Source organism: Fibrobacter sp. UWS1, assembly GCF_002300445.1.
Taxonomy (GTDB): domain Bacteria; phylum Fibrobacterota; class Fibrobacteria; order Fibrobacterales; family Fibrobacteraceae; genus Hallerella; species Hallerella intestinalis.
Window position 1 is genome coordinate 577568 of sequence record NZ_NSGW01000001.1, and the last position, 21139, is coordinate 598706.

Below are 21139 nucleotides of genomic sequence, written 5' to 3' on the forward strand. Positions count from 1 at the left end.
GCTTTACGGCATGATTCCGTTCGTCAATCTGGCCGCCCAATATAAAATGTACCGCGAAGAATTGGACTCGGCGATTTCCTCCGTTCTTCAAAGCGGCGATTACATTGGCGGGAAAGCGGTCCGGAATTTTGAAGAAAATCTGCGAATCGACACGGGATGTGCGCACGCCATCTCTTGCGCCAGCGGAACCAGTGCGCTACGGCTCTCCCTACGAGCACTTGGACTAGAACCCGGAGACGAAGTGATTGTCCCGGATTACACGTTTATCGCCACCGCCGAAGCCGTCGTTCTCGAAGGCGGAATTCCCCGTTTTGCCGATGTGAACGAGAATTTTTTGATAGCACCCGAATCCGTTGCGGAACGCATATCCCCTAAAACCGTCGGCATTATCGCTGTAGATCTCTTTGGACAATGCGCCGATTACCCTCGCCTGCAAGAAATCGCCCAAAAGCACCACCTGTGGATTCTAGAAGACGCCGCCCAAAGTTTCGGAGCGACGCAAAACGGCAAAGCGGCCGGCTCCCTCGCCACCATCGCGGCCACCAGTTTTTACCCGACCAAGCCCTTCGGTTCGTTTGGCGATGGAGGAGCCGTTTTTACCAATGACGAGCATCTGGCGGAGCGCGTCCGAATCTTCGCCCGCCACGGACAAAATGCCCAAGGTGTCTATGCGGAATGCGGCACCAACAGCCGACTAGACGCAATTCAAGCGGCAATCCTTTCCGTAAAGCGCAAGCATTTCCCTGCCGAGCTGGAGCGCCGACGAAAAAACGCCGCCCGATACGATTCGTTCTTCAGCAAGCTTCCCGCCATTTCCACGCCCAAAATAGAAACGGGCAACCAGAGCATTTACGCCCAATACGCCTTGCGCATTCCGAAACGAGACGCCTTTCGGCAAAAGCTTTTGCAACTGGAAATTCCGACCCGAATCTATTACGAAAGCCCCCTCTCCCAAGAACCCTGCTTTGCCCGATTCAAAACGGCAGCGCAGGACGGCAAACAAAATCCGATTTCAAACAAATTAGCGGAAGAATCCCTTTGTCTTCCCATCTGCGCCTTTTCCGACGCAGAAAGCATCATCCAAAAAATCAACGGGCATCTCCCGGAATTTTTAGAACTCCTGTCCTGCCGCTAAAAACGCTTTGTCAGCGTCATGCCGCCAGACGCTTTCAAAAGGACATCGCTGATTTTTCCGCTCTGATCGCTCAGATGTAAAAAATTGATGGCAAACGGAAAATTGACAGACCAGGTGTCGCTATGATAGCCCAAAACCGCCTGCGGAAAAAACTGGAAGAATACCATCCATTTGTCACGGGTCACATTTTTGCCAACCGTCGTCGATCCTGTCGCCATTAAATTCAGGAACATTCCGCTATCCCACACCCAATTATAGGAATAGCCGACGCTCGGCCCCGCATGAAGAAAGGACTGCCTTTCCGAATAATACGCCATCACGGAGTCTTTGGATTCGATGCCATGATAATACGCTCCCAATCCGCAAATAAAACTGCCGTTGTTCACCCATTGTCGCCGATCCATGGAATAGAAGGCTCGCAGCGAATGTTCCGGATTCCATAGATAGTTCAATTTCAACGCCAATTCCATCACAAAAAGATTGTAGGAAATGGCATTGTCCTCGTTCCACTTCTTGCTGTAAAATCCATCATCGGCAAGCAAGGACGCTTCGCCAAAAAATCGGTTGCCGTAAAAGCCGAGCTGCAAGTTAGTCCCTTTTGTGCTAGGGCGGTCATCTTCCGAGCCAAAAGAAAATGAAAGGAGCGAACTCCAGGAAAAAATTCCGTAACCGCCGCCAACGCCCAACTCGATGGGAAGATTGGTTTTCAAATCAACGTCGTCCGTACTTTCGCCCGAGAACGAAGCGTAATTGTAACGCGCGATAAGCTGGAGAAAGAATTTTTCGGAAAAGGATGTGACAGGAGGCGGATCCGCCATCGCACTTTCCGCCCATAGAACGCCGCACCAAAAGAGAACACCCATCCAGAGCTTTTTCATTTTTTCCCCAATCCGAAAAGCCAACGTCTCACAGGGCGATTCATGGCCCGAACATTTTTCGGCAGGACTTCGGCATGCCACTTTGTCCATTTTTCATATTCGCGATAACGCCGTTCCGCCGTTTTAAAATCTTTCCCGTGTACAATGCGGCGCCCATTTTTTACTATCGGCGGATTCACAATATGCAAGCATTCGTGATAGACGACTCCGGCAACCGCGTAAGGGGGGCAATTCGGAAAATCATAGCCGCGGCTGATGCTAATCAGATGAAAATTTTCTCCCGTTGCCGGGTCTTGAAGTTTCCGGTGATAACTGAGTCCGCCTTTGCGATTGCTCCATGTAATGCGAGCGGCCAATCTTCCTTGGAAATAATTTTGATTGACTTCCGCGAGCACTTTTTCCAAATCGTAAAATTTACCGACAGGACGAATGGGCGGGGTCCGGCTAGCGAAAAATTTTTCACCCCGACCCGCTAAAATCCTTTCCGTCTCGTTCCAGACCTGGGAGAGCAAAAGGCGATACCTCTCCCGGCTTTCCTTTTTCTTTTGAAAAGAGAGGCGGCAGCATTCCAATGCGAGTTCCCGGACTGAAGAAAAATCTTCCGTTTCCATATAGGCAGGCAAAAAAAGCTCGTAGGCATTTTCCTGCCTTTTCCACAGAAAACGAATACCCTTTTTTAGGCGTTTTTCAAAATGAAACATCACCGAGGCATTGGGGGCATTCGATTTCAAAATGCTCGGAGCCTTGTCTCGCAAAGGTTCTTCGTCAAGATCAAACAAATCGGTTTGCAAAAACGCCTTTTCCATTACACCACTCCGCCTTGGCTATCGGCATTTGCAAAAAAGGGTTCCAACGTATTCATCGAAAGGATTCCCTCGTAAAGCGATTCCGGCAAAGCGAGTTCCTGATAATGCGCCGAAAGGTCCGCAATCATCCATTCCACGTCGTCCGGCAGATAAACGATGAAGCTCCGATTTTTTTCGGTCTGCAGATATTCCGGAACGCAAAATTCGCCAGACGTTTCGCTGAAATACATCCGGCATGTAACCGGACGGCAAGAATAGGTTCCGCAATCGCCGTCTGCACGAATAAAGGGACACGCCAAAGTCTTTTTAAAATAGCTGACAAGGGCAAAATCTTCAGGATCCTCCTCCCCGCGCACTTCCCCGCTTTTCAGCAACGCGTAATACGTCCGAGTCCGAAAAACGCATTCTTCCAAATACAATATCAAATCGGGCGATTTACGGATATTCGCATAAAATTCGACCAGTTCAAACGGTTCGACGGACATGGGAAAATGGTGGCAGCAATTTCCGCACCCCGCCTTGCACTGCACGCCGTTTTTATGCTGCGGAAGCGTTGCGTCCAAATAGCGCATAAACGCCTTGTGATATTCCCGACAAAATGCACGGATTCGGGGAAGTTCCTCGCCCAGATTGTCCTTTCCAATGGCACTCGCCCGCCCTTTTTTTTGAGCTATCGATTCCAAGCGAGCGATTTCTTTTGCAAGCAGCGAGCGAATCCGCAAGACGGAACGCTTGTAGGCGGGTGACGGGAAATATTCCAATTCAGTAGGCACAAAGACAAATATATGAAGTGAATTTTTCTTTTGCTCGTTCTTTTTTTAAAGATAAAATTATTTTTTGCATTGTGCAAAAGAGACTCGATGCCGATTTAGGGAGAACCTGAAATGAAAATCAAACATTGGCTATGCGGAACATGGCTCCTCTTCGTGTGGGGGTGCAACATTTTCAATCCTTCCGATGACACTTCTGTTCAAAAGGACAATGCTTCCATGCTGATTTACGAAGGGCAAAAAAAATTCCGCGAATCGGAATACGAGAGTGCCGCCAACTTTTTTGCCAGTGCCCTTCAAGCCGATTCCAGCAAATCGGAAGCCTGGTTCGGGCTCGCCAAAGCGAATCTCTACCGGCATTCCAAGAATCCTCTCCAAATCGTTTCGGATATTCAGCAAAAAGAGGACAACCTGCCTCTAATGGGAATTTCTCCCGAACTCGCCGCCGAATACTATGACGCCGTACATTCGGCCATTATGCCTTTGCGGGAACTTGTCCGGCGAGACACGATCACCCAAAAAAATCCCTCGCTAAAACTTTCGGACAGAAAAGTCGTCTATTCCAACTTTTCCCTCAGCTACGGGCTTTTGGAATTCGCCTATACCGTCCTTCGCTTTCGCCACTCCGTCGGTTCCGAAATCGGCGTTTACATAGACGGCAATACCCTGCATTTCCGTTTGGGTTCTCTTTATGAAAACGCTCTGGAAAACGCCCAGCTCTTGGAACAATTCAACCAGAGCATCGACCAGTTGCAACTCGACTTGGCCTATACTTTGGACGATGTTTTGCCGATGGTTTCCGAAACGCTGGAAAACAGCGGGCTTTTCGACTCCGACGATTCGATTGGCATTTCGCAGATTCTGGACGAACAGACCCGCTCTTCCGCAGAATCCGCCAAATGGACGGTCAGCTTTTACAAAATCGGCGACGGCATCGACAACGACGGAGACGGCTGCATCGACGAAGAAATCCTGGACGGAAAGGATAACGACGGTGACGGGCTTATCGACGAAGACCTGCGCCTTGTCCCTCTGGGCTATGACACGGATTCGGCCATTGTTTACGTCGGCATCGGCAAGGATTCCATTGACCACGACCAAAACGGAGTCAAAGAAGATTCTCTCGAACACATCTTTAAACCAGACGGCACATTCCTCTTTGCCGAAAATTTTGAACGCATCCACAGCGGCGACTCCTCTTACCAAGCGAAACAACTCCAAATTCTGAAGGATTCGGATGAAACAAACGTTCGCGTATCCCTTTCGGAACGGCAACGCCTCATCGGACGCTGCTGGAATAATTACACACAAAATCAATTTAAGGTCTGGTTTCAAAACCGCCAGGGAGATGCCGAATGAAATTCTCCACCCGACTCCTCGTCCTTTTCTGCGCAGCCAGCTGCCTTGCAGCCCAAGGGCCCAAACACAAATCCCTGCGCGCATACGCGATGGGAAACGCCCACGTCGCCATTGTCGATGACAAAGAGGCCCTTTACTACAATTACGCCGGCCTGAACCAGATGAACAAACTCGGCAATTACGAGAAACATCCCGAAGTCGGCTACTATCCCCACAACGCCGTCGATATGCGCATCAACCTTGGACTTGCGGGGCCTCTGAATGAAGCGCGGCGCATTTATAATCTCATTGACGACTTGCAGGATTTATACGACGCAACGGAAAAGGACGCGGAAAACAGTGACGTTTCCATGGAAAAAGCCTTTGCAGATTCGCTGGCAGCAAATCCCAAACTGGTCAAACGGATAAACCGATACGACCATATGCTGCTGAGCCTGATTCTCAAGGCCGACGCCGAAATCGCCTTTCACAATTTTGGAGCGTCCCTTTGGGTCGATGGCAATAGTGCGCCTTACGTCGATGGAGGCATCGTCCTTCCCTTTCTCGGAATAGACACTTTTTACATCGATGCGGTTGCACAAGTCGGCGGAGCCTTTGGAATTACCGACAATCTGGCGGTCGGAGCGGGGCTTAAAATCGCCAATCGCCAGAGAATCGATATGGTCCGCGTGGATGTTTCCAACTTCAACTCCATCGAAGATACTTTGGAAGACCGTTTTTCCGAAGCCTTGAAAATATCGGATTTTGACGACTTTGGAATCGGCATGGATTTCGGCGTTCTTTATCAGGCGACGCGGGAAATGCGCATCGGCGCATCTTGCAACAACGTTTTCTTCAATGAACTCGCCGGAGAACGGATCCTTCCCAACCTGACCGTCGGCATGGCTTACAGCCCCAGATATTTAAACCGCAACTCGGCATTTTCCCGCAAAGTGAACTTTGCCGTGGACTACGAAAACGCCCTATTCAAATCCCGCAATTACAAAACTCTCAGCCATCTCAATTTCGGCATGGAACTCGAACAGGTTTTGCTCGCCTTCCCCGGTTACAACAACAATCTGCGGCTTTTAAAAGTACGCCTTTCCGGAGGCTTTCACGGCGGCTATCCCTCCGCGGGAATCGCCCTGGAAGCCTTGCGCTTTATCGAAGTCGAATTTGCTACTTGGGGCGAAGAGCTGGGCTACTATACCGGACAGGAAGAAAGTCGGGTCTATATGCTGCAAGCCAGCCTAGGATTCTAATTTGAAGCGTCACGGCGGCATTTTTGCCGGAAAAGATTTATATAAGCGGCAAATCGCCTGTCATTTTTCAAAAATTTTCTAAATTTGCCGCGGAAATTTACAAACAATCATCTTCCGAGGTATAAAATGGCAGAAAACGAACAGAAAGAAACCACAGAAACTAAAACTGCTCCTGCAGCAAAAGTCAAGAAACCAGCCAGAAAGCCTCGCCGTGCAGGTGATAGACCCCACCAGGCGTCTAAAAAGAACGCTCCGTTTTCCGACTCGCTCGCCGACCGTTTTGGGAATGCGCTGGCCAACAAGCTCAAGCGCGGAATCGAAGACGACATCAAGCGGAAAATCAAAGCTGCCCAATCTGATCCGGCGGTTCAACGTGCAAGTGCCAAATTCGGCAAGTAAGCTTTCTCGGTAAAAGAAAAGTCCGCTTCAAGGCGGACTTTTTTATATCTGGCGTAATCCTATCGGCATTTCGAAATCACCGGGCGCATCCGCTTTCCGCAAATCGTCACGAGAATATCCGCCTGCGCAAACATATAGTAAGCCGTGTCCCGGCAATTGTTCAGCGAGGAATTCGGATCGTAGTCGTCTTTCGCCACAAAAATTTCCGAAACACCGGAAAGAGCAATTTCCAAAGCGCATCGTTCACAAGGAAAACCGATGACATACAATTTGGAACCCGGCGGCACTTTTCCGTGCGCATAATGCAGGGCGTTGATTTCGGCGTGAACCATAAAAGGGTATTTGTTGGCTTCAAATTCATGATGGGAAATCAACTCGCCAGAATCCGCATCCAGCAGGTCATAGGCCAGTTTCTGCTTTTCGCGTGTATAAGGAACCGTCGAATCGTCAAATCCTTTTGGCGCACCATTATAACCGGTACTCAAGACTCTCCCGTCTCCCGAAACCAGAACCGCGCCCATCTGCGTGTTGGCATCCTTGGAAAGGCGCGCTTGCGCAAGCATCATCTGCGAATAGACTTCGTCTCGGAGCTTTCTGCGATCTTCATTCATAAAATCCTCTTTTTTTCAAAAATAACATAAAGAATTTTCAAAAACAAAAACGGATTTCAAAATCTGTTCCATTTCCAAAAGTCGCAACTTTTATTATATTTGGACTGCTACGGGGTGTAGCTCAGCCTGGTAGAGCGTCTGCTTTGGGAGCAGAATGTCGTCAGTTCGAATCTGGCTACCCCGATATACTTTCATAAACTTTAATAGGATTTTTGAAATCCTATTTTTCATTTTAAAACCCCCAAATTTGGAATTGAGCATCTATAAAAAAAAGGAACCCCGCCAAACGGCAAGGTCCCTTTTGCACAGGCAAACGCCGATTATTTATCGGTCAGGAAGGCGACGCCCGGAAGCACTTTGCCTTCGAGAAGCTCCAAGGAAGCTCCACCACCGGTAGAAGTGTGCGTCACCTTCTTATCGGCACCGAATTTTTTAGCAGCCGTAGCGGTATCGCCACCACCGATTACCGTGATTGCGCCGGCAGCGGTCGCATCGATAATCGCATCGGCCATCGCCTTGGTCGCTTGAGCAAAAGCGTCAAATTCGAACACTCCCGCAGGACCGTTCCAGACAATCGTCTTGGCAGACTGGATCGCATTCACAAAAAGCTTGGTGGATTCAGCACCCACATCGAGTCCCATCCAACCAGCAGGAATGCCTTCGGCGTCGGTCACGACCTTAGTTGCCGCATCCGCAGCAAATTTATCCGCCGCGATGTAGTCCACCGGAAGAATGATTTCCTTGCCCTGGGCCTTGGCCTTGGCCATCAAATCCGGAACGAGCTTTGCGCCTTCTTCGTCAAACAAAGAAGAGCCGATTTCGATGTTGTTCAAAACCTTCTTGAAGGTGAAGGCCATACCGCCGCCGATGATGATTTTGTCGGCCTTGTCCAAAAGGTTGTTGATGAGCTGAATCTTGTCCGCCACCTTTGCTCCGCCGAGAATGGCGAGGAATGGACGCGGAGGATTGTTCAAAACCTTGTCGAAAGCCTTCAGTTCCTTGTTCATCAAAAAGCCCGCTGCACGAACCGGCAAATTGACTCCGACCATGGAAGAATGGGCGCGGTGCGCCGTACCGAAAGCATCGTTTACATAAACGTCGGCGAGCTTGGAAAGGGAAGCGCGGAAAGCTTCGACCTTGGCCGGATCCGCCTTTATCTTCGCTTCCGTTCCGTCCGCATTCTTTTCCTTGGCCTTGCCTTCTTCTTCAATGTGGAAACGGAGATTTTCCAAAAGGATAATGTCGCCCGGCTGAGCCTTGGCGCATTCCGCTTCGACTTCGGCACCGACGCAATCGTTCAAGAACTTGACCGGCTTCTGGATGAGTTCTTCCAGTTTCTTGGCAACCGGCGCGAGGGAAAATTTTGCATTCACTTTGCCGTTCGGACGTCCCAGATGGGAAGCGAGAATCACGGACGCTCCCTTGTCGAGCGCATACTGAATGGTCGGAAGAGCGGCTTCGATTCGCTTGGTGTTGGTGATTTCTCCCGTCACCTTGTCTTGCGGGACGTTAAAGTCCACACGGATAAATACGCGTTTGCCCTTGAGGTCGAGATCTTCAATGGAAAGTTTTGCCATCGTTGTACCTTCTGTTGATGTGAAAATTTTAGCACACTTAATATAGTAAAAGCCCTACTCGCAAAGCATTATTTCTTGCGGAAAAAAGACTTAATCTCTTCGGGAATCGCGATGGGGCGCCCCCGGTTCAAATCGACAAGAACCCAAGTGGTTACCGCCGAAAAAATTTCTTTCCCGTCGGATTTGCGAACGAATTTTGAATAGCGGTTTGTCGAAATTTTAGAATACTCCGGCACCCACGTCGTTCCTACGATTTCGTCATTCAAAAAGGCCTGCGCCTTGTATTCCACATGCTGCGTCCGAATCATCCAGCCGCAACCGAGTTCTTCCATTTTCTTTGTCCCGCCGGTCACTTCCGAATGTTCCACGGCAATGTCTTGAATCCATTCGACGCAGACAACATTGTTCAAATGGTGATTTCTGTCTATCATCGATTCTTCGACGCGAAATGTTTTCGTGTATTCTTCAAACTGCGATTCCTGTTCCATCACAGCGTGCATATCAGTCTCCGTTTTGTGAAAAGCGTGCGAGAAAAGCCCGCAAACGCTCATTTCGGGATTCTTCAAAGACGAATTGCGGAGTCCCCTGTTCCACGATAATGCCCTCGTCCATAAAAAGAACACGGTTCGCCACATCCCGGGCAAACGCCATTTCGTGCGTGACAATCACCATCGTCATGCGTTCTTCGGCAAGCCCCTTGATAATTTTCAGCACTTCGCCCGTCAGTTCCGGATCGAGCGCACTGGTCGGCTCATCGAAAAAAAGAATCTTGGGTTTCATCGCTAGAGCGCGAGCAATAGAAACCCGCTGCTGCTGCCCGCCGGAAAGTTCGCACGGATACATCTTCGCCTTGGATTCCAGCCCCATCCGTTTCAGAAGTTCCATTCCGGTCTCCCGAGCCGCAGCCCTGTTACGGCCAAGCACCCGAACCGGAGCCAACGTGATATTTTGCAAAACGGTCAAGTGGGGGAAGAGGTTGAAATTCTGAAAAACCAGGCCCGTTAAAAGACGGATTTCCCGCAATTCCCGCGCCGACGCATAACGAAGACGCCCTGCGTTTTCCGTTTCCGAAACAACCATATTCCGGCCATCTACACAAACTTGTCCGCGTTCAAAAGTTTCCAATTGGGTCAAACAACGCAAAAGGGTGCTTTTTCCCGAACCCGAAGGCCCGATGACCGAAAGGACTTCCCCGGCATTCAAATCAAAGGAAATGTCTTTTAAAATACAGTTTTCGCCAAACGATTTTTTCAAATGCCTGACTTGCAGAATCGGAATTATTTTTTGAGAATCGTCCACAGTGCGCCTCATCTGTAATAATTCAATTTGCGTTCAATATAGGCAAAGAGCATACTCAACAACAGGTTCGCCAAATAGTAGAACACGCCGGCAACAAACAGCGGAAAAATGCTCGCATAAGCGGCCTGCTGTTTTTTCGCCAGCGCAAAAAGTTCCGTTACGGCGATGACTTGAGCCAGCGAAGTGTCTTTCACCAGCGTGATGACTTCATTGGCGCTAGCCGGAACAATCCGCTTGATGACCTGCGGCAAAATGATTCGGAAAAAGGTCTGTCTGCGAGAAAGCCCAAGCATCGCCGCCGCTTCATATTGTCCACGGCTAATCGACTGAATACCCCCTCGGAAAATTTCGGCAAAATAGGCGGCATAATTGATGGAGAATGCTGCAATGACCGCCGGAAATCGATCAAAAGAAAGTTGCATTCCCGAATATTCCGACAAATAATACGACCCAAAATAAATAGCGACGATTTGCAATAAAAGCGGCGTTCCCCGCATCAAAGAAATGTAAAACGAAACCGGATAACGTATCGCCCGAAAACGACTCATCTTCAGCACAGCGACAAGCAATCCCAAGGGAAGCGAAAAGAGCAGGGTCAGTCCGAAAATGGCGAGAGTCGTGAGGAATCCGCCCCACAAAATCGGCAAAAGCGAAGCGAGATCTGACATAAGCCGATTTATTTGCCAAACCACTTTACGGAAATTTCGGCAAAAGTGCCATCCGTGCGCATGGTATTCAATACGCTGTCCACGGCATCCCGCAATTTCAAGTCCTTTTTGCGAAAACCGATGGCGTATTCTTCTTCATTCATCCCTTCTTCCGCTAGCACGCGGAGCGATTTCGCATAAGCCGCAATCAGATAGTCCGCGACAACTTCATCGAGAAATACCGATTCCACGCCGCCCTTTTCCAAATCCATCAACGCCGTCAGATTGTCATCAAATGGAATCAACGCCGAGGCCGACTTGCCCGCATCGGAGGCTTCAAGCAGTTTTTGCGCGGTCGATCCGTTCTGCACCGCAATTTTTTTGCCGGCGAGCATGGAAACTTTTTGAATCGCCGAATCCTTGACCACAAATACCATGCGATTTTGCAAGTAAGGAGCCGAAAGGCTCATCGCAGCAGCCCGAGAAGAATCGACGGACATCCCGTTCCAGATGCAATCGATTTTGCCCGTATTCAATTCCTGTTCCTTGGCATCCCAGGAAATCGGCTGGATGCGAAGAGTCACTCCCAAGCGGCTCGCTACTTCCTTGGCCAGATCGATGTCAAATCCGACAATTTCATTTTCCGTATTGCGGAATCCCATCGGCGGGAAAGAATCGTCCAATCCGAGAACCAGTTCGCCGGCAGCTTTGATTTTTTCCAAAGCGTCGGATTCTTTTGTTTTTTCCGTTTCCCGGCAAGCGAGCAGAGCAATTGCAATACAAAAAAGAGGAATCCATTTTTTCATGACGATCTCCATTCGAATTTGACACAAAATCTAGTTAAATGAAAAAAAGCCTCCACAAAAAACTCGCCAACGATTTCATTTTGCGCCCCATTTTCAGAGCGGGATTCCTAAAAACGGAAATTTTCACGTTTCCGATTCCTCCCCGAGCAACTTCCGGCATCCACAACAGAAGCTAGTCCGCAGACGCCGAAAGCCTTTCTGCGTCATCATTCCGCGTCGGAAAAAAGTGCGGGTTTCCAAAAAGTTTCTTCCGCAATTTTTGTATCGTCTGCGATTGCATAGCCAAATCGAGAGAACCCAACTTGACCGCCTCTTCATATAAACGAATTTTGAACTCCACTTTTCCAAGAATCGTCTTGAGCGTTTCCATTTCCTTTAAAACGTCTGCTTTGCGTTTGCGAAAAAGTTCCAACCGATTTGGCAAAGAAGAATCGCCTTCGCTGAACCATTCAATGTATTGGCGAATATCCTTGAGCGACATTCCCGTCATTTTAAGACATTCGATCATCGAAAGCCAGCCAATATCTTCATCGTTATAAGTACGAATGCCGGAATGCGTCTTTTTGACAAACGGCAGCAAACCTTCTTTTTCGTAATAGCGAAGAGTATGTGCGGAAAGCCCTGTCTTCTGTGCGACCTGACCGATGGAATAAGACATAGAAACTCCTAAAAACGTTTTAAATATAGACCTTGGATTTGCGCAAAATCAAGAAACTGGGCACCTTCGTCCCGTAATTTTATTTTTACACAAAAAGAAAACAAAAACGCTTGTCTTAAAGTCAACTCTAACTCGTGTATTATTATTTGAAATTCGCACCATGGGATTTCTTCATTTCATAAGGAGTTTTGAATGGCTTGTTTTGTTGTTCCAGCGGCAGAAGCCGCCATCGTTACCATCGCCACCCACGTTCTGGAAAAAAAGGCGATTCAAAAGGAATCCAAGGAACTTTCTGTTGAAAAAGTGGATTTTGCGCCAAAGGAGCCGCTTTATAAAAAATTGAAATTGCTCTCCAATTTGCTTTGGGGCGGTTCAGCTTTGCTGGCTTTTGAGCACCTGTGGCACGGGGAAATCCAACCTTGGTATCCGTTCCTGACGGCGGCGCAAGATGCGGCGGAAACCCAGGTGATGTTACACGAAATGGCTACGGTCGGCGTATCCATGGCGGCGTTGGTCACCACCGTCTGGGCGGGAATCATCGCTTTCAAGAGTGTTATGGCCAAGCGCGCCGCATTGCAGCCTCTTCCGATTGAAGAGAAAAAGGAAAACTGATATGACGCTGCTGGTCGTTTTATTCGCAGCCATTTTTGCAAGTATTCTCTGGTATAAGGACGCTCCGAAAAATCTGTGGCGTTTTTCCACATTGTGCTATTACTATTGGGGAGCTTCCCTCATGTGGCTTGTGGATGCAGCTTTTGAATACGCCGAGCAAAAGGCTGAATTTTTCACGCCGGCTCTTTCCGATATGCTGAATGATGCCGTTCTCGGATTTGCCGCCGTGGCTCTAGGGCTTTTGATTTGGCTTGCCAACTTAATCGTCAAAGATCCTAAACGGGTCATTCGCCCCTAAAAATTTTAAATCAAGAGGATTCAACATGGACAGAAGAGAATTTTTGAAAGCATCCGCAGGCGTTGCCATTGGCGGAACTGTAGCCGCAACTTTGGGCGTAAAGCCTGCCGTTGCCGCCGGAAAATCGGAAGCGGTTTCCGACGTGTATTTTTCTAAAACACTGGACGCGAAAACCCTCATCGCCCTTTATCAAAAAATCAAAGGGGACCGGATTCGGGGAAAAGTCGCCATTAAACTCCACACCGGCGAAAAGAACGGCCCGAACATTTTGCCCCGGGAATGGGTAAAGGAATTTCAGGCGCAGGTTCCCAACAGCACCATTGTGGAAACCAACACGCTTTACAAAGGCGACCGCTACACCACGGAAGATCATCGGGAAGCTTTAAAAGTGAACGGCTGGACATTCTCCCCGGTGGATATTATGGACGAAGAAGGCGAAACCGCGATTCCTGTCAAGGGCGGCAAGCACCTGAAAGAATTGCACGTGGGAAAGCACATGCTGAATTACGATTCCATGATCGTGCTGACTCATTTCAAAGGCCACGCCATGGGCGGTTACGGCGGCTCCTTGAAAAACATCGCCATCGGTTGCGCCGGCGGACAAATCGGGAAAAAGGAAGTCCACGGTGTTCCCTTGGATGCAGACGCTTCTACCGTTTCCTGGCCGGGAAAATCTTACTTTATGGAACTGATGGCAGACAGTGCCAAGGCGACTTGCGACCATTTCGGAAAGAATATGGTATTTTTGAACGTGATGCGTCGTATGTCCGTGGATTGCGACTGTGCGGGGCTTCACGCTGCGGAACCTACCTGCCGTGACATCGGGATTCTCGCTTCCACAGACCTTTTGGCCATCGACCAGGCGTCCATCGATTTGCTTTACAAGTTGCCCGCCAACGAATTGCACGACATCAAGGAACGCATCGAGAGTCGCGAGGGTCTGCACCAGTTGGAAGCTGCCGATGCGCTGAAATTGGGCAATCGTCGCTATAACTTGATTGAAATTTAACGAAGGAGTTTTTATGTCACTCGGAATTCCCGAAATCATTTTGATTGTCGTGGTGGTGCTTCTGCTTTTTGGCGGCAAGCGTATTCCCGAACTGGCCCGTTCTCTGGGCAAAGCCAAATACGAATACAAGAAGGCAAAGGAATCGCTGGAAAAGGAAGCCGCCGATTTGGAAAAGACCATTGACAAAGCAGGCGAAACTGCAGTAAAAGCAGAAAAGGCTGACCTTTCCGAAAAAGAAAAATCTTCGGAAGCATAACCCAAAGCCCAAGAAAAATTTTGCAAGACCAGAACAATCAAAACGATAGCAGCCTGATTTCTCATCTGGAAGCGTTACGGAAGACGCTTATCCATTGCTTTGTCGCACTGGGAATCGGCATTATTCCCATGTTTTTCGCGGCTCCCTACGCTTTAGATTTTCTTTCGGAACGGATTGTTGCAAGCACGAACGCCTCTCTCCATTATTTTTCTCCGATGGAAGTCTTTTTGCAGCAACTGAAACTGGCGGCCCTGTTTGATGTGGCCCTCTGCTTTCCTTTTACCGCCTGGGAAATTTGGAAGTTTATTTTGCCTGCCCTGTATGAGGATGAACGCCATTTTTTGCGGGGGCTGGTTTGGCTTTCCAGCAGCTTGTTTGTAATAGGCGTCGTCTTTTTCTTGACTCTTTGTTTCCCCCTGATTCTTAAGTTCGGAGTCAGCTTTTCAACGGAATCCTTGCAGCCCGTTTTCGGCGTTTCCAATATCGTGAGCCTTGGCATTTGGCTTTCTCTGGCCTTTGGCGTTATGTTCCAATTTCCCATTCTCACATACGCATTGGTGCGCTGGGGATTTTTTTTCATACGAATCTGTTCAAAAAAAGCGTCCCTTTATCATTATCCTGATTTTGATTCTGGCAGCTCTTTTGACGCCGCCGGACATTGTAAGCCAACTGATGCTGGGCACTCCCACTTATTTGCTTTTTGAAGCGGGGCTTTTCTTTGCCCGAAAATACAGGAACGCTCCCACCATGAAAGAACTTCGGGACGCTCGGGACATTGCGTCGTTTGACGTGTTTGCGACTAACGGCGGCAGTAAAAAAAATGGAAGAAACTGAACGAGAAACCGATGGGCAAGATGCCCGTCAAGGCGGTGAACATGAAGGATTGTCCCGCCCAAGTTGAACTTGGAAAATTTTAACAAAGCTAATAAGGGATTCCGTCAGGTCGGTTGGTTAGCCCAATAGTCCTCACGTTCTCTTGTCGCATTATACAATTTTGTTCTTCGTTCTGCAAGTCGTTCCTCCATCTTTCCTGCGAAAACCTCGTCAGGAGTCAGGAATCCGATTGCGGAATGTAGCCGTTCCGAGTTGTAGTAATTGATCCAGTCCGACATTTTCCTCTTTGCATCGGAATAGTCCTGGTAAGCGTCACGACGGACTTCCTCCGCCTTGAGGGTCTTGTGAAAACGTTCCACTTTCCCGTTGCTTTGCGGATGGAAGGGAGATGTAGAGGTCTCCCTGAGTTCAAGTTTCGAAACCAGATCGAGGAAATCCTTCGAGGCGAACTGCTTCCCGTTATCGTGGATTATGCGGGCATGCGCATCGGGATGGAGTTCCTTCGCCCTGGTCACGAGAATTTCAACGTTCAAGCCTTCCATCGTGGAGAAAAGGTCCCAGACGAGAACCTTGCGGCTGAACCCGTCCAGGACGCAGGCGAAGTAGAAGAACACTCCGCAAACTCTGACGTAGGAATAATCCGTATGCCACTGTTCATTCGGACGTGTCGGCTGGTCGAACCCCTTTTTCCGCGCTTCCGCAGGAAAAGCCCATTTGCCGAAAAGGTTGTTCCTCTTCAGTATGTTGTAAACCGTCGATGGACGGGCGTATGCGATATCCCTGTCTACCATAAGCCAGGCCAGGTAGCGGTATCCATGCAGATGGTCCTTGTACTGTTTGCAGAAGTCGACGATGGCGCGAGTCTCTTCCGGGGTCATCCAGTTGGACTTCGGCGTATCGTGGTTATGCCGCGTTTCCGCCTTCCTCCGCGAAACCCAGTTGTTCCATGTACTTTGCGGGATTCCCAAAAAGGATACCAGCCTGGACGGGGCGATTCCCGTCCTTGCGTAAATGGCGTCGATTTCCGCAATGATGGCGGTCCGTTCGGAGAGGCTCATTTTCTTCTTTCCTAGGGACGGCCAGTTAATTTTTTTTTGAGGGCCAGGTTCTCCTGAGCGATGTCGGCGATGACGGCATCCTTGTCGGCCAGGGTTTTCTCGAGAGCGTCTATTTTACGCTGTTGCGCCTTTTCGGTTATGTCGGGGCGTTTCTGCTCGAAAATCCCCGTAGCGGATTCGAAAAGTACCTTCCTCCATTCGAGAATTTTGTTCGGATGTATCTTGTACTCGTCCGCAAGTTCAGATAAGCCCCTGCCCTTGAGGAGAATTTCGCTCAGGATTTTGACTTTGTCCTCCGCACTCAGGCGGCGACGTTTCTGTTTTTCAGGTTTATTTTCTTCTGCCATAAGGTGGCTCCTTGGTTGGAAATATACACCTTATTAGCTTCCTCAATTTTTTCCAAGTTGCGGTTAAGCGCTACAGGATGATTATTTGGAATTGGGCTTTGCCAAATTGGATCTTTCTCGTCGGGAGCGCACAGGATTTGACGAAACGGTTTTTTGCTCTGGAAAAACGAAGGAACAGCTGCTCCAGATTTTTTCGGCATTTCAAAAAAATTCCTGCAATGCTTTGGGCACCCGATGCTCATGGGAACAGTATGAATTTGTACGAAACGCCATGCCGGAAGTGCACTACGACACCACTTCAAAAATTCTTTCTTTAAGGAATCGAAAGCCCCAAGCCCTTGCCGGGAAAATCGCCATTTGCTGTGCCGGGACCGCCGACTTTCCCATCGCCGAAGAAGCGGCAACTGTTGCCGAATTTCAGGGAGCGACCGTTGAAAAATTCTTTGACATAGGCGTTGCTGGGCTTCATCGACTTTTGTCCAAAATTGAACAAATTCGCAGGGCAAATGTGATTATCGCCATCGCAGGAATGGAAGGAGCCTTGGCGGGAATTCTTGCTGGACTTGTGCAAGCGCCCGTTATTGCCGTGCCTACTTCTGTAGGTTATGGTGCCTCCTTACAAGGAATCGTTCCTTTGCTTTCCATGATCAATTCCTGCGCCGAAGGAATTTCCGTAGTAAACATCGACAACGGATTTGGTGCCGCCATCCAAGCCTGCCGCATTTTAAAACAAATCGCCCACCATTAAGTTTCAAGTCCCATTTTTAGGAGATGTTATGGCAAAGTATTTATATCTGGAAGGTGCCAGCGGAATTAGCGGAGACATGACGGTTGCCGCTCTTTTGGATTTGGGAGGAAGTCGGGAAAAACTGAACGCTCTTTTCGCCGATTTACACAGCCTGGGTTTGCATTACGCTCTTGAACGGAAAAATTCCTATAGCATTTCCGGATTGGATTTTCAGGTTTTCGTTCACGGAAAAGACGCGGACCATACAGAGCACCACGAAGAATCTTATCACGAAAATCACGAGCATCACAACCACGAGTCTCATAGACATCATGAGCATCATAGGCATGCTCACCGCCACCTTGCCGAAGTTTTTGAAATCGTGGACCAGGCGAAATTGACGCCTCGTGCCAAAAATCTCGCCCACCGCATTTTTGAAATCATCGCCGAAGCTGAAGCCAAAGCCCATGGCGTTTCTAAAGAAGAAGTGCATTTCCACGAAGTGGGCGCGCTGGATTCCATTGCGGATATTTTGGCAGTCTCCGTTTTAATGGACGATTTGGGCATTGAAAATACCGTTGTAGAATCGCTGCACGAAGGTTCGGGAGAAGTCCTGACTCAGCACGGTGCGCTCCCGGTTTCCGTTCCTGCCGTGGCAAACATCGCAGCCACTTACGGAATTGCGCTCCAAAAGACATCTGTAAAAGGAGAGATGGTTACGCCTACAGGTATCGCCATTGCCGCCGCTTTGCGTACAAAAAAACGCCTTCCCGAAATTTACCAAATTGAAAAAATCGGCATCGGGCTGGGCAAACGGGATTTTGGAAAAGCGAATTTTCTGCGAGCAATGATTTTAAATGATGAAGCCAACTCTTCTGAAAAGAAAAATGCAGAAGAAAAATACATCCAGATTTTAGAAGCGAACATCGACGATTCCACCCCAGAAGAATTGGGATTTGCTATGGAAAAATTATTTACTGCTGGAGCTGCCGATGTGAATTTTATTCCCTGCCAAATGAAAAAGAACCGTCCGGGAGTTTTGTTGAAAGCAATCGTTCCCGAAGGGGAAAAAGCGGAAAACGTCGCCAATGCCATTTTGCGTTATACCACAACCATCGGCGTTCGGCAATACGCCGCCCGGCGAATCTGCATGGAACGGAAAATTCAGGAGGTTCCTACAAAATACGGAATCCTTCAAGTCAAAAAATGCAGTTGGAAAGACATTGTCCGCTTTTATCCGGAATACGAAAGCGTTTGCGAAGCCCAACAAAAAAATCCGGCAGCCACTTTTCGAGAAATTTTCGACGAAGCCCGTCGCATTGCCGAAACCTCGTTCACCGAAGGAACCGCTGATTAAAACGAAAATTTTCCATTGATATGCCTCCGGAATTACAAAATAAATTGCAGACTTTGCAAAATTTTCTGTGCAAACAAGAAAGTGTCGCCGTAGCTTTTTCAGGCGGAGTGGATTCTACGTTTTTATTGAAAGTTGCCCACGACGTTTTAGACGAAAAAGCGATTGCCATTACCGCCCATTCCGAATTTTTCACGGAATGCGAAATGCAGGAAACGGAAGCGTTTTGTACAAAAGAAAAAATCCGGCAAATCTTTTATCCATTCAAAGCCCTCCATATAGAAGGCGTTGCTGCAAATCCAAAAAATCGATGCTACTTGTGCAAGCGTCATCTCTTTTTTCAAATTCAAAAAATCGCTGCTGAAAATTCCTTCCATACCCTTTGCGAAGGAAGCAACGTGGACGATTTGCAAGACTTTCGCCCCGGATTGAAAGCTATTGAAGAACTTCGCATTGAAAGTCCATTGCGAGAGGCGAAACTTTCCAAAATGGAAATCCGTGAACTTTCCAAGGAATTGGGACTTTCTACATGGAATAAACCTTCTTTCGCCTGTCTTGCTTCCCGATTTGTTTATGGGGAAAGAATTACGGAACGCCGCTTAAAAATGATTTCCAGCACCGAGCAATTTCTTTTTCAACTTGGATTCAAGCAATACCGAGTCCGCATTCACGGAAGCGATGGCAACGAGTTGGCAAGAATCGAAGTGCTCCCTGAAGATTTTGAAAAATTATTTCAGCACAAAGCGGCGATTCTCCGCGAATGCAAACAAGCTGGATTCGCTTATGTTTCCTTGGATTTGGAAGGATTTCGGAGCGGCAGCATGAATGTGGGAAAATAGCTTTTTGACTTAACGCCAAAATCAAAGTTTGCGGAAACGGCGAACGGCAAAAAATGTTATGAGAATATCGGCCAGAAGCGTAAGCAAACCCAGCCACAGCGGAGCAAATGCGTTGCTCAAATAAAAGGAGGAACCCATTTGAAAAAAGAAAAACGCAATAAAGAAAAAGAGTAAAGAAATTTGATTGGCAGCTCGTGCGCTTTTCGCATAAAGAGAAACAAGCAATGCAATGACGGTAAAAAGATTTGTCGAACAAAATCCCATCCAAAGCGTTTTCCATAAATAGACAAACGAACTTTCTGCAAGCATTTTCGCAAAAACGAATTCGGAAAACACAAGGAAAAAAAGTGGAATCGGAATAAGAGCCAAAACTTTTCCCCAAAAAATACTGAGCGGATGAATCGGCAAAAGCTGCAACAGCTCCAAAGAATTGCGCTCCCGTTCGCCTGCAAAACTATCAGAAGCGAGCGGCACCACCATCGGAGAAATCAACAAAGCACAAAGCAACATGGTATAAGGCAAAACATCCGAATGCATCTGCTCCGAAAATAAGAACAGATGAGATCCTATTAAAAATAAGGGCGGCAGTAAAAAGGGAATGAGAAATTTCGGTTCCCGCAAAATTTGACGCATTTCATGCCGAGCAATTCGAATCGCATTTTTCATTTTTTCAATCCCTGCGATTTCAAAGACGCCACGCATTCCCAATAAAATTTTTCCAGCGACGGACGAACGGTTTTCACATTCAAAACTTCTCCCTTCGTCTTTTTTGCCGAGGAAAGGAGGTGTTCGCAAAATGCCGCTTCCGTTTCTCCTTCCGGAATCCGCACCCGAATTTCCACTTCCCGATTTTGTAAATCCGAGACTTTTTTGCAACACAAAAGTTTTCCCCGTTCCAAAATGGCAAAGGATGTTGCGACTTTATCCATTTCGGCAAGAATATGCGAACACACAACAAGGGTTCCATTCGTTTGCCTTTTCCAATCGGCAAGAAGTTCCCACACCGTTTCTCGCGATTCCGGATCCAGATTCGCCACAGGTTCATCGAGAAGCAAAAGCGATGGACAAGGAAGAAGCGCGCGCATTATTTGCACTTTCTGCCGCATCCCCTGCGAAAGAGTTCCCATCTTTTGAAAGAGATTCAAAATACCGAGCGCATCGGCAAGTTTGGATAGACGCGTTTTCAAGTCGGGAACAGCGTAAAAATCCGCAAAAAAACGCAGATATTCTTCGATGGAAAGACGGGGATAAACGCCGGGATTTTCCAAGAGAATGCCGCACTTCGCCAAATTCAGCATTCCATTGGGGAGGCGCATTTCCGAATCCAATTTCACACATCCATTCAAAGCGGAAAGCCTTCCACAAAGAATTCGCAAAAGCGTTGTTTTGCCCGCACCATTAGGGCCCAAAAGCGCAAAGGATTCCCCTTTTCCAATGGCAAAGTCCACATTGTCCAAAGCCAAAGAGGACTGTTTAGAATAAGCGAAAGACAAATGGGAAAAATGAATACAGGCGGACATCGCTTCAATAATAGAAAACGAGAAAATTTTAAGAGTTTCGCCAAAAGGGACTACCCTATTTTTCACCCAATAAGAACGCTTTAAGGCAACCTCCAAAAA

26 protein-coding genes, 1 tRNA gene and 1 pseudogene are annotated in these 21139 nt (G+C 48.2%); 14 read left to right on the plus strand and 14 right to left on the minus strand.

Annotation, left to right across the window (positions count from 1 at the left end):
* The first annotated feature begins 10 nt into the window (after nt 1-10).
* Nucleotides 11-1135 carry a DegT/DnrJ/EryC1/StrS aminotransferase family protein gene (locus BGX14_RS02345; protein ID WP_073302116.1) on the plus strand — a complete coding sequence of 375 codons (1125 nt, stop codon included), beginning with the start codon at nt 11-13 and terminating at the stop codon, nt 1133-1135.
* Here the strand turns inward: BGX14_RS02345 and BGX14_RS02350 are convergent.
* From BGX14_RS02350 to BGX14_RS02360, 3 genes are read right to left on the minus strand one after another with little or no spacing between them, the layout of a single operon-like run.
* Nucleotides 1132-2013: a DUF4421 family protein gene (locus BGX14_RS02350; protein ID WP_158223201.1), complete on the minus strand. Its 882-nt coding sequence runs from the start codon at nt 2011-2013 to the stop codon at nt 1132-1134. The genes BGX14_RS02345 and BGX14_RS02350 overlap by 4 nt on opposite strands.
* Nucleotides 2010-2819 (minus strand): SprT-like domain-containing protein, encoded by an 810-nt coding sequence (locus tag BGX14_RS02355; protein WP_073302120.1) that lies wholly within the window; start codon nt 2817-2819, stop codon nt 2010-2012. Before BGX14_RS02355 ends, BGX14_RS02350 begins: the two co-directional genes overlap by 4 nt.
* A complete protein-coding gene (locus BGX14_RS02360) occupies nt 2819-3592 on the minus strand; it encodes a YkgJ family cysteine cluster protein (RefSeq protein ID WP_143394093.1) in 774 nt (257 codons plus the stop codon). Before BGX14_RS02360 ends, BGX14_RS02355 begins: the two co-directional genes overlap by 1 nt.
* 111 nt (nt 3593-3703) lie before the next feature.
* Between BGX14_RS02360 and BGX14_RS02365 the strand changes: the two genes are divergently transcribed.
* From BGX14_RS02365 to BGX14_RS02375, 3 genes are all read left to right on the plus strand, one after another.
* The gene (locus BGX14_RS02365; protein ID WP_095878950.1) at nt 3704-4948 is read left to right on the plus strand and encodes a hypothetical protein; all 1245 of its coding nucleotides are present in this window, start codon (nt 3704-3706) and stop codon (nt 4946-4948) included.
* A complete protein-coding gene (locus BGX14_RS02370) occupies nt 4945-6189 on the plus strand; it encodes a hypothetical protein (protein WP_095878951.1) in 1245 nt (414 codons plus the stop codon). The genes BGX14_RS02365 and BGX14_RS02370 overlap by 4 nt, the downstream gene beginning before the upstream one ends.
* Before the next feature lie 126 nt (nt 6190-6315).
* A complete protein-coding gene (locus BGX14_RS02375) occupies nt 6316-6588 on the plus strand; it encodes a hypothetical protein (RefSeq protein ID WP_073302130.1) in 273 nt (90 codons plus the stop codon).
* A gap of 59 nt (nt 6589-6647) precedes the next feature.
* Here BGX14_RS02375 and BGX14_RS02380 read toward each other — a convergent pair whose 3' ends face one another.
* Nucleotides 6648-7199: a deaminase gene (locus BGX14_RS02380; protein WP_073302256.1), complete on the minus strand. Its 552-nt coding sequence runs from the start codon at nt 7197-7199 to the stop codon at nt 6648-6650.
* Nucleotides 7200-7309: 110 nt separating this feature from the next.
* Here BGX14_RS02380 and BGX14_RS02385 point away from each other — a divergent pair.
* Nucleotides 7310-7383: transfer RNA gene (locus BGX14_RS02385), tRNA-Pro, on the plus strand.
* A 136-nt stretch (nt 7384-7519) separates the two neighbouring features.
* On the opposite strand, the gene pgk is transcribed toward BGX14_RS02385, so the two are convergent.
* The 6 genes from pgk to BGX14_RS02415 form a co-directional block, all read right to left on the minus strand.
* On the minus strand, nt 7520-8776 hold the full coding sequence (gene pgk, locus BGX14_RS02390) for a phosphoglycerate kinase (RefSeq protein WP_095878952.1): 1257 nt from the start codon (nt 8774-8776) through the stop codon (nt 7520-7522).
* Between the two features lie 68 nt (nt 8777-8844).
* Nucleotides 8845-9276 (minus strand): thioesterase family protein, encoded by a 432-nt coding sequence (locus BGX14_RS02395; protein ID WP_073302134.1) that lies wholly within the window; start codon nt 9274-9276, stop codon nt 8845-8847.
* Between the two features lies 1 nt (nt 9277).
* Nucleotides 9278-10054, minus strand: a complete 777-nt coding sequence (locus BGX14_RS02400; RefSeq protein WP_369833016.1) for an amino acid ABC transporter ATP-binding protein — start codon at nt 10052-10054, stop codon at nt 9278-9280.
* A gap of 29 nt (nt 10055-10083) precedes the next feature.
* Nucleotides 10084-10743 (minus strand): amino acid ABC transporter permease, encoded by a 660-nt coding sequence (locus tag BGX14_RS02405; protein ID WP_073302136.1) that lies wholly within the window; start codon nt 10741-10743, stop codon nt 10084-10086.
* Nucleotides 10744-10751: 8 nt separating this feature from the next.
* Nucleotides 10752-11528 (minus strand): amino acid ABC transporter substrate-binding protein, encoded by a 777-nt coding sequence (locus tag BGX14_RS02410; protein WP_073302260.1) that lies wholly within the window; start codon nt 11526-11528, stop codon nt 10752-10754.
* 172 nt (nt 11529-11700) lie between these two features.
* A complete protein-coding gene (locus BGX14_RS02415) occupies nt 11701-12186 on the minus strand; it encodes a MerR family transcriptional regulator (protein WP_095878954.1) in 486 nt (161 codons plus the stop codon).
* A gap of 192 nt (nt 12187-12378) precedes the next feature.
* On the opposite strand from BGX14_RS02415, the gene BGX14_RS02420 reads away from it, so the two are divergent.
* The 6 genes and pseudogenes from BGX14_RS02420 (at nt 12379) to BGX14_RS16390 (ending at nt 15195) form a co-directional block, all read left to right on the plus strand.
* The gene (locus tag BGX14_RS02420) at nt 12379-12798 is read left to right on the plus strand and encodes a hypothetical protein (protein WP_078776299.1); all 420 of its coding nucleotides are present in this window, start codon (nt 12379-12381) and stop codon (nt 12796-12798) included.
* A 1-nt stretch (nt 12799) separates the two neighbouring features.
* Entirely contained in the window at nt 12800-13096 is a 297-nt protein-coding gene (locus BGX14_RS02425; RefSeq protein ID WP_073302141.1) for a hypothetical protein, read from the plus strand.
* Between the two features lie 25 nt (nt 13097-13121).
* The gene (locus tag BGX14_RS02430) at nt 13122-14105 is read left to right on the plus strand and encodes a DUF362 domain-containing protein (RefSeq protein ID WP_095878955.1); all 984 of its coding nucleotides are present in this window, start codon (nt 13122-13124) and stop codon (nt 14103-14105) included.
* Between the two features lie 13 nt (nt 14106-14118).
* The gene (gene tatA / locus BGX14_RS02435) at nt 14119-14361 is read left to right on the plus strand and encodes a twin-arginine translocase TatA/TatE family subunit (protein ID WP_095878956.1); all 243 of its coding nucleotides are present in this window, start codon (nt 14119-14121) and stop codon (nt 14359-14361) included.
* 20 nt (nt 14362-14381) lie between these two features.
* Nucleotides 14382-14846 (plus strand): annotated as a pseudogene (locus BGX14_RS02440) (twin-arginine translocase subunit TatC); the annotation flags it as partial.
* 31 nt (nt 14847-14877) lie between these two features.
* Nucleotides 14878-15195 (plus strand): twin-arginine translocase subunit TatC, encoded by a 318-nt coding sequence (locus BGX14_RS16390; protein ID WP_369833001.1) that lies wholly within the window; start codon nt 14878-14880, stop codon nt 15193-15195.
* Nucleotides 15196-15299: 104 nt separating this feature from the next.
* Here BGX14_RS16390 and BGX14_RS02445 read toward each other — a convergent pair whose 3' ends face one another.
* Nucleotides 15300-16253, minus strand: a complete 954-nt coding sequence (locus BGX14_RS02445; RefSeq protein ID WP_095878958.1) for a DDE-type integrase/transposase/recombinase — start codon at nt 16251-16253, stop codon at nt 15300-15302.
* Between the two features lie 11 nt (nt 16254-16264).
* Nucleotides 16265-16600, minus strand: a complete 336-nt coding sequence (locus BGX14_RS02450; RefSeq protein ID WP_095878959.1) for a transposase — start codon at nt 16598-16600, stop codon at nt 16265-16267.
* Nucleotides 16601-16685: 85 nt separating this feature from the next.
* Between BGX14_RS02450 and larB the strand changes: the two genes are divergently transcribed.
* From larB to larE, 3 genes are read left to right on the plus strand one after another with little or no spacing between them, the layout of a single operon-like run.
* Nucleotides 16686-17348 carry a nickel pincer cofactor biosynthesis protein LarB gene (gene larB / locus BGX14_RS02455; RefSeq protein WP_095878960.1) on the plus strand — a complete coding sequence of 221 codons (663 nt, stop codon included), beginning with the start codon at nt 16686-16688 and terminating at the stop codon, nt 17346-17348.
* Nucleotides 17349-17376: 28 nt separating this feature from the next.
* Nucleotides 17377-18684: a nickel pincer cofactor biosynthesis protein LarC gene (gene larC / locus BGX14_RS02460; protein ID WP_095878961.1), complete on the plus strand. Its 1308-nt coding sequence runs from the start codon at nt 17377-17379 to the stop codon at nt 18682-18684.
* A 20-nt stretch (nt 18685-18704) separates the two neighbouring features.
* Nucleotides 18705-19520, plus strand: a complete 816-nt coding sequence (gene larE, locus BGX14_RS02465; protein ID WP_095878962.1) for an ATP-dependent sacrificial sulfur transferase LarE — start codon at nt 18705-18707, stop codon at nt 19518-19520.
* A 21-nt stretch (nt 19521-19541) separates the two neighbouring features.
* On the opposite strand, the gene BGX14_RS02470 is transcribed toward larE, so the two are convergent.
* Nucleotides 19542-20222: an ABC transporter permease subunit gene (locus BGX14_RS02470; protein ID WP_095878963.1), complete on the minus strand. Its 681-nt coding sequence runs from the start codon at nt 20220-20222 to the stop codon at nt 19542-19544.
* The gene (locus tag BGX14_RS02475) at nt 20183-21040 is read right to left on the minus strand and encodes an ABC transporter ATP-binding protein (RefSeq protein ID WP_143394094.1); all 858 of its coding nucleotides are present in this window, start codon (nt 21038-21040) and stop codon (nt 20183-20185) included. The genes BGX14_RS02470 and BGX14_RS02475 overlap by 40 nt, the downstream gene beginning before the upstream one ends.
* Nucleotides 21041-21139: the final 99 nt, after the last annotated feature.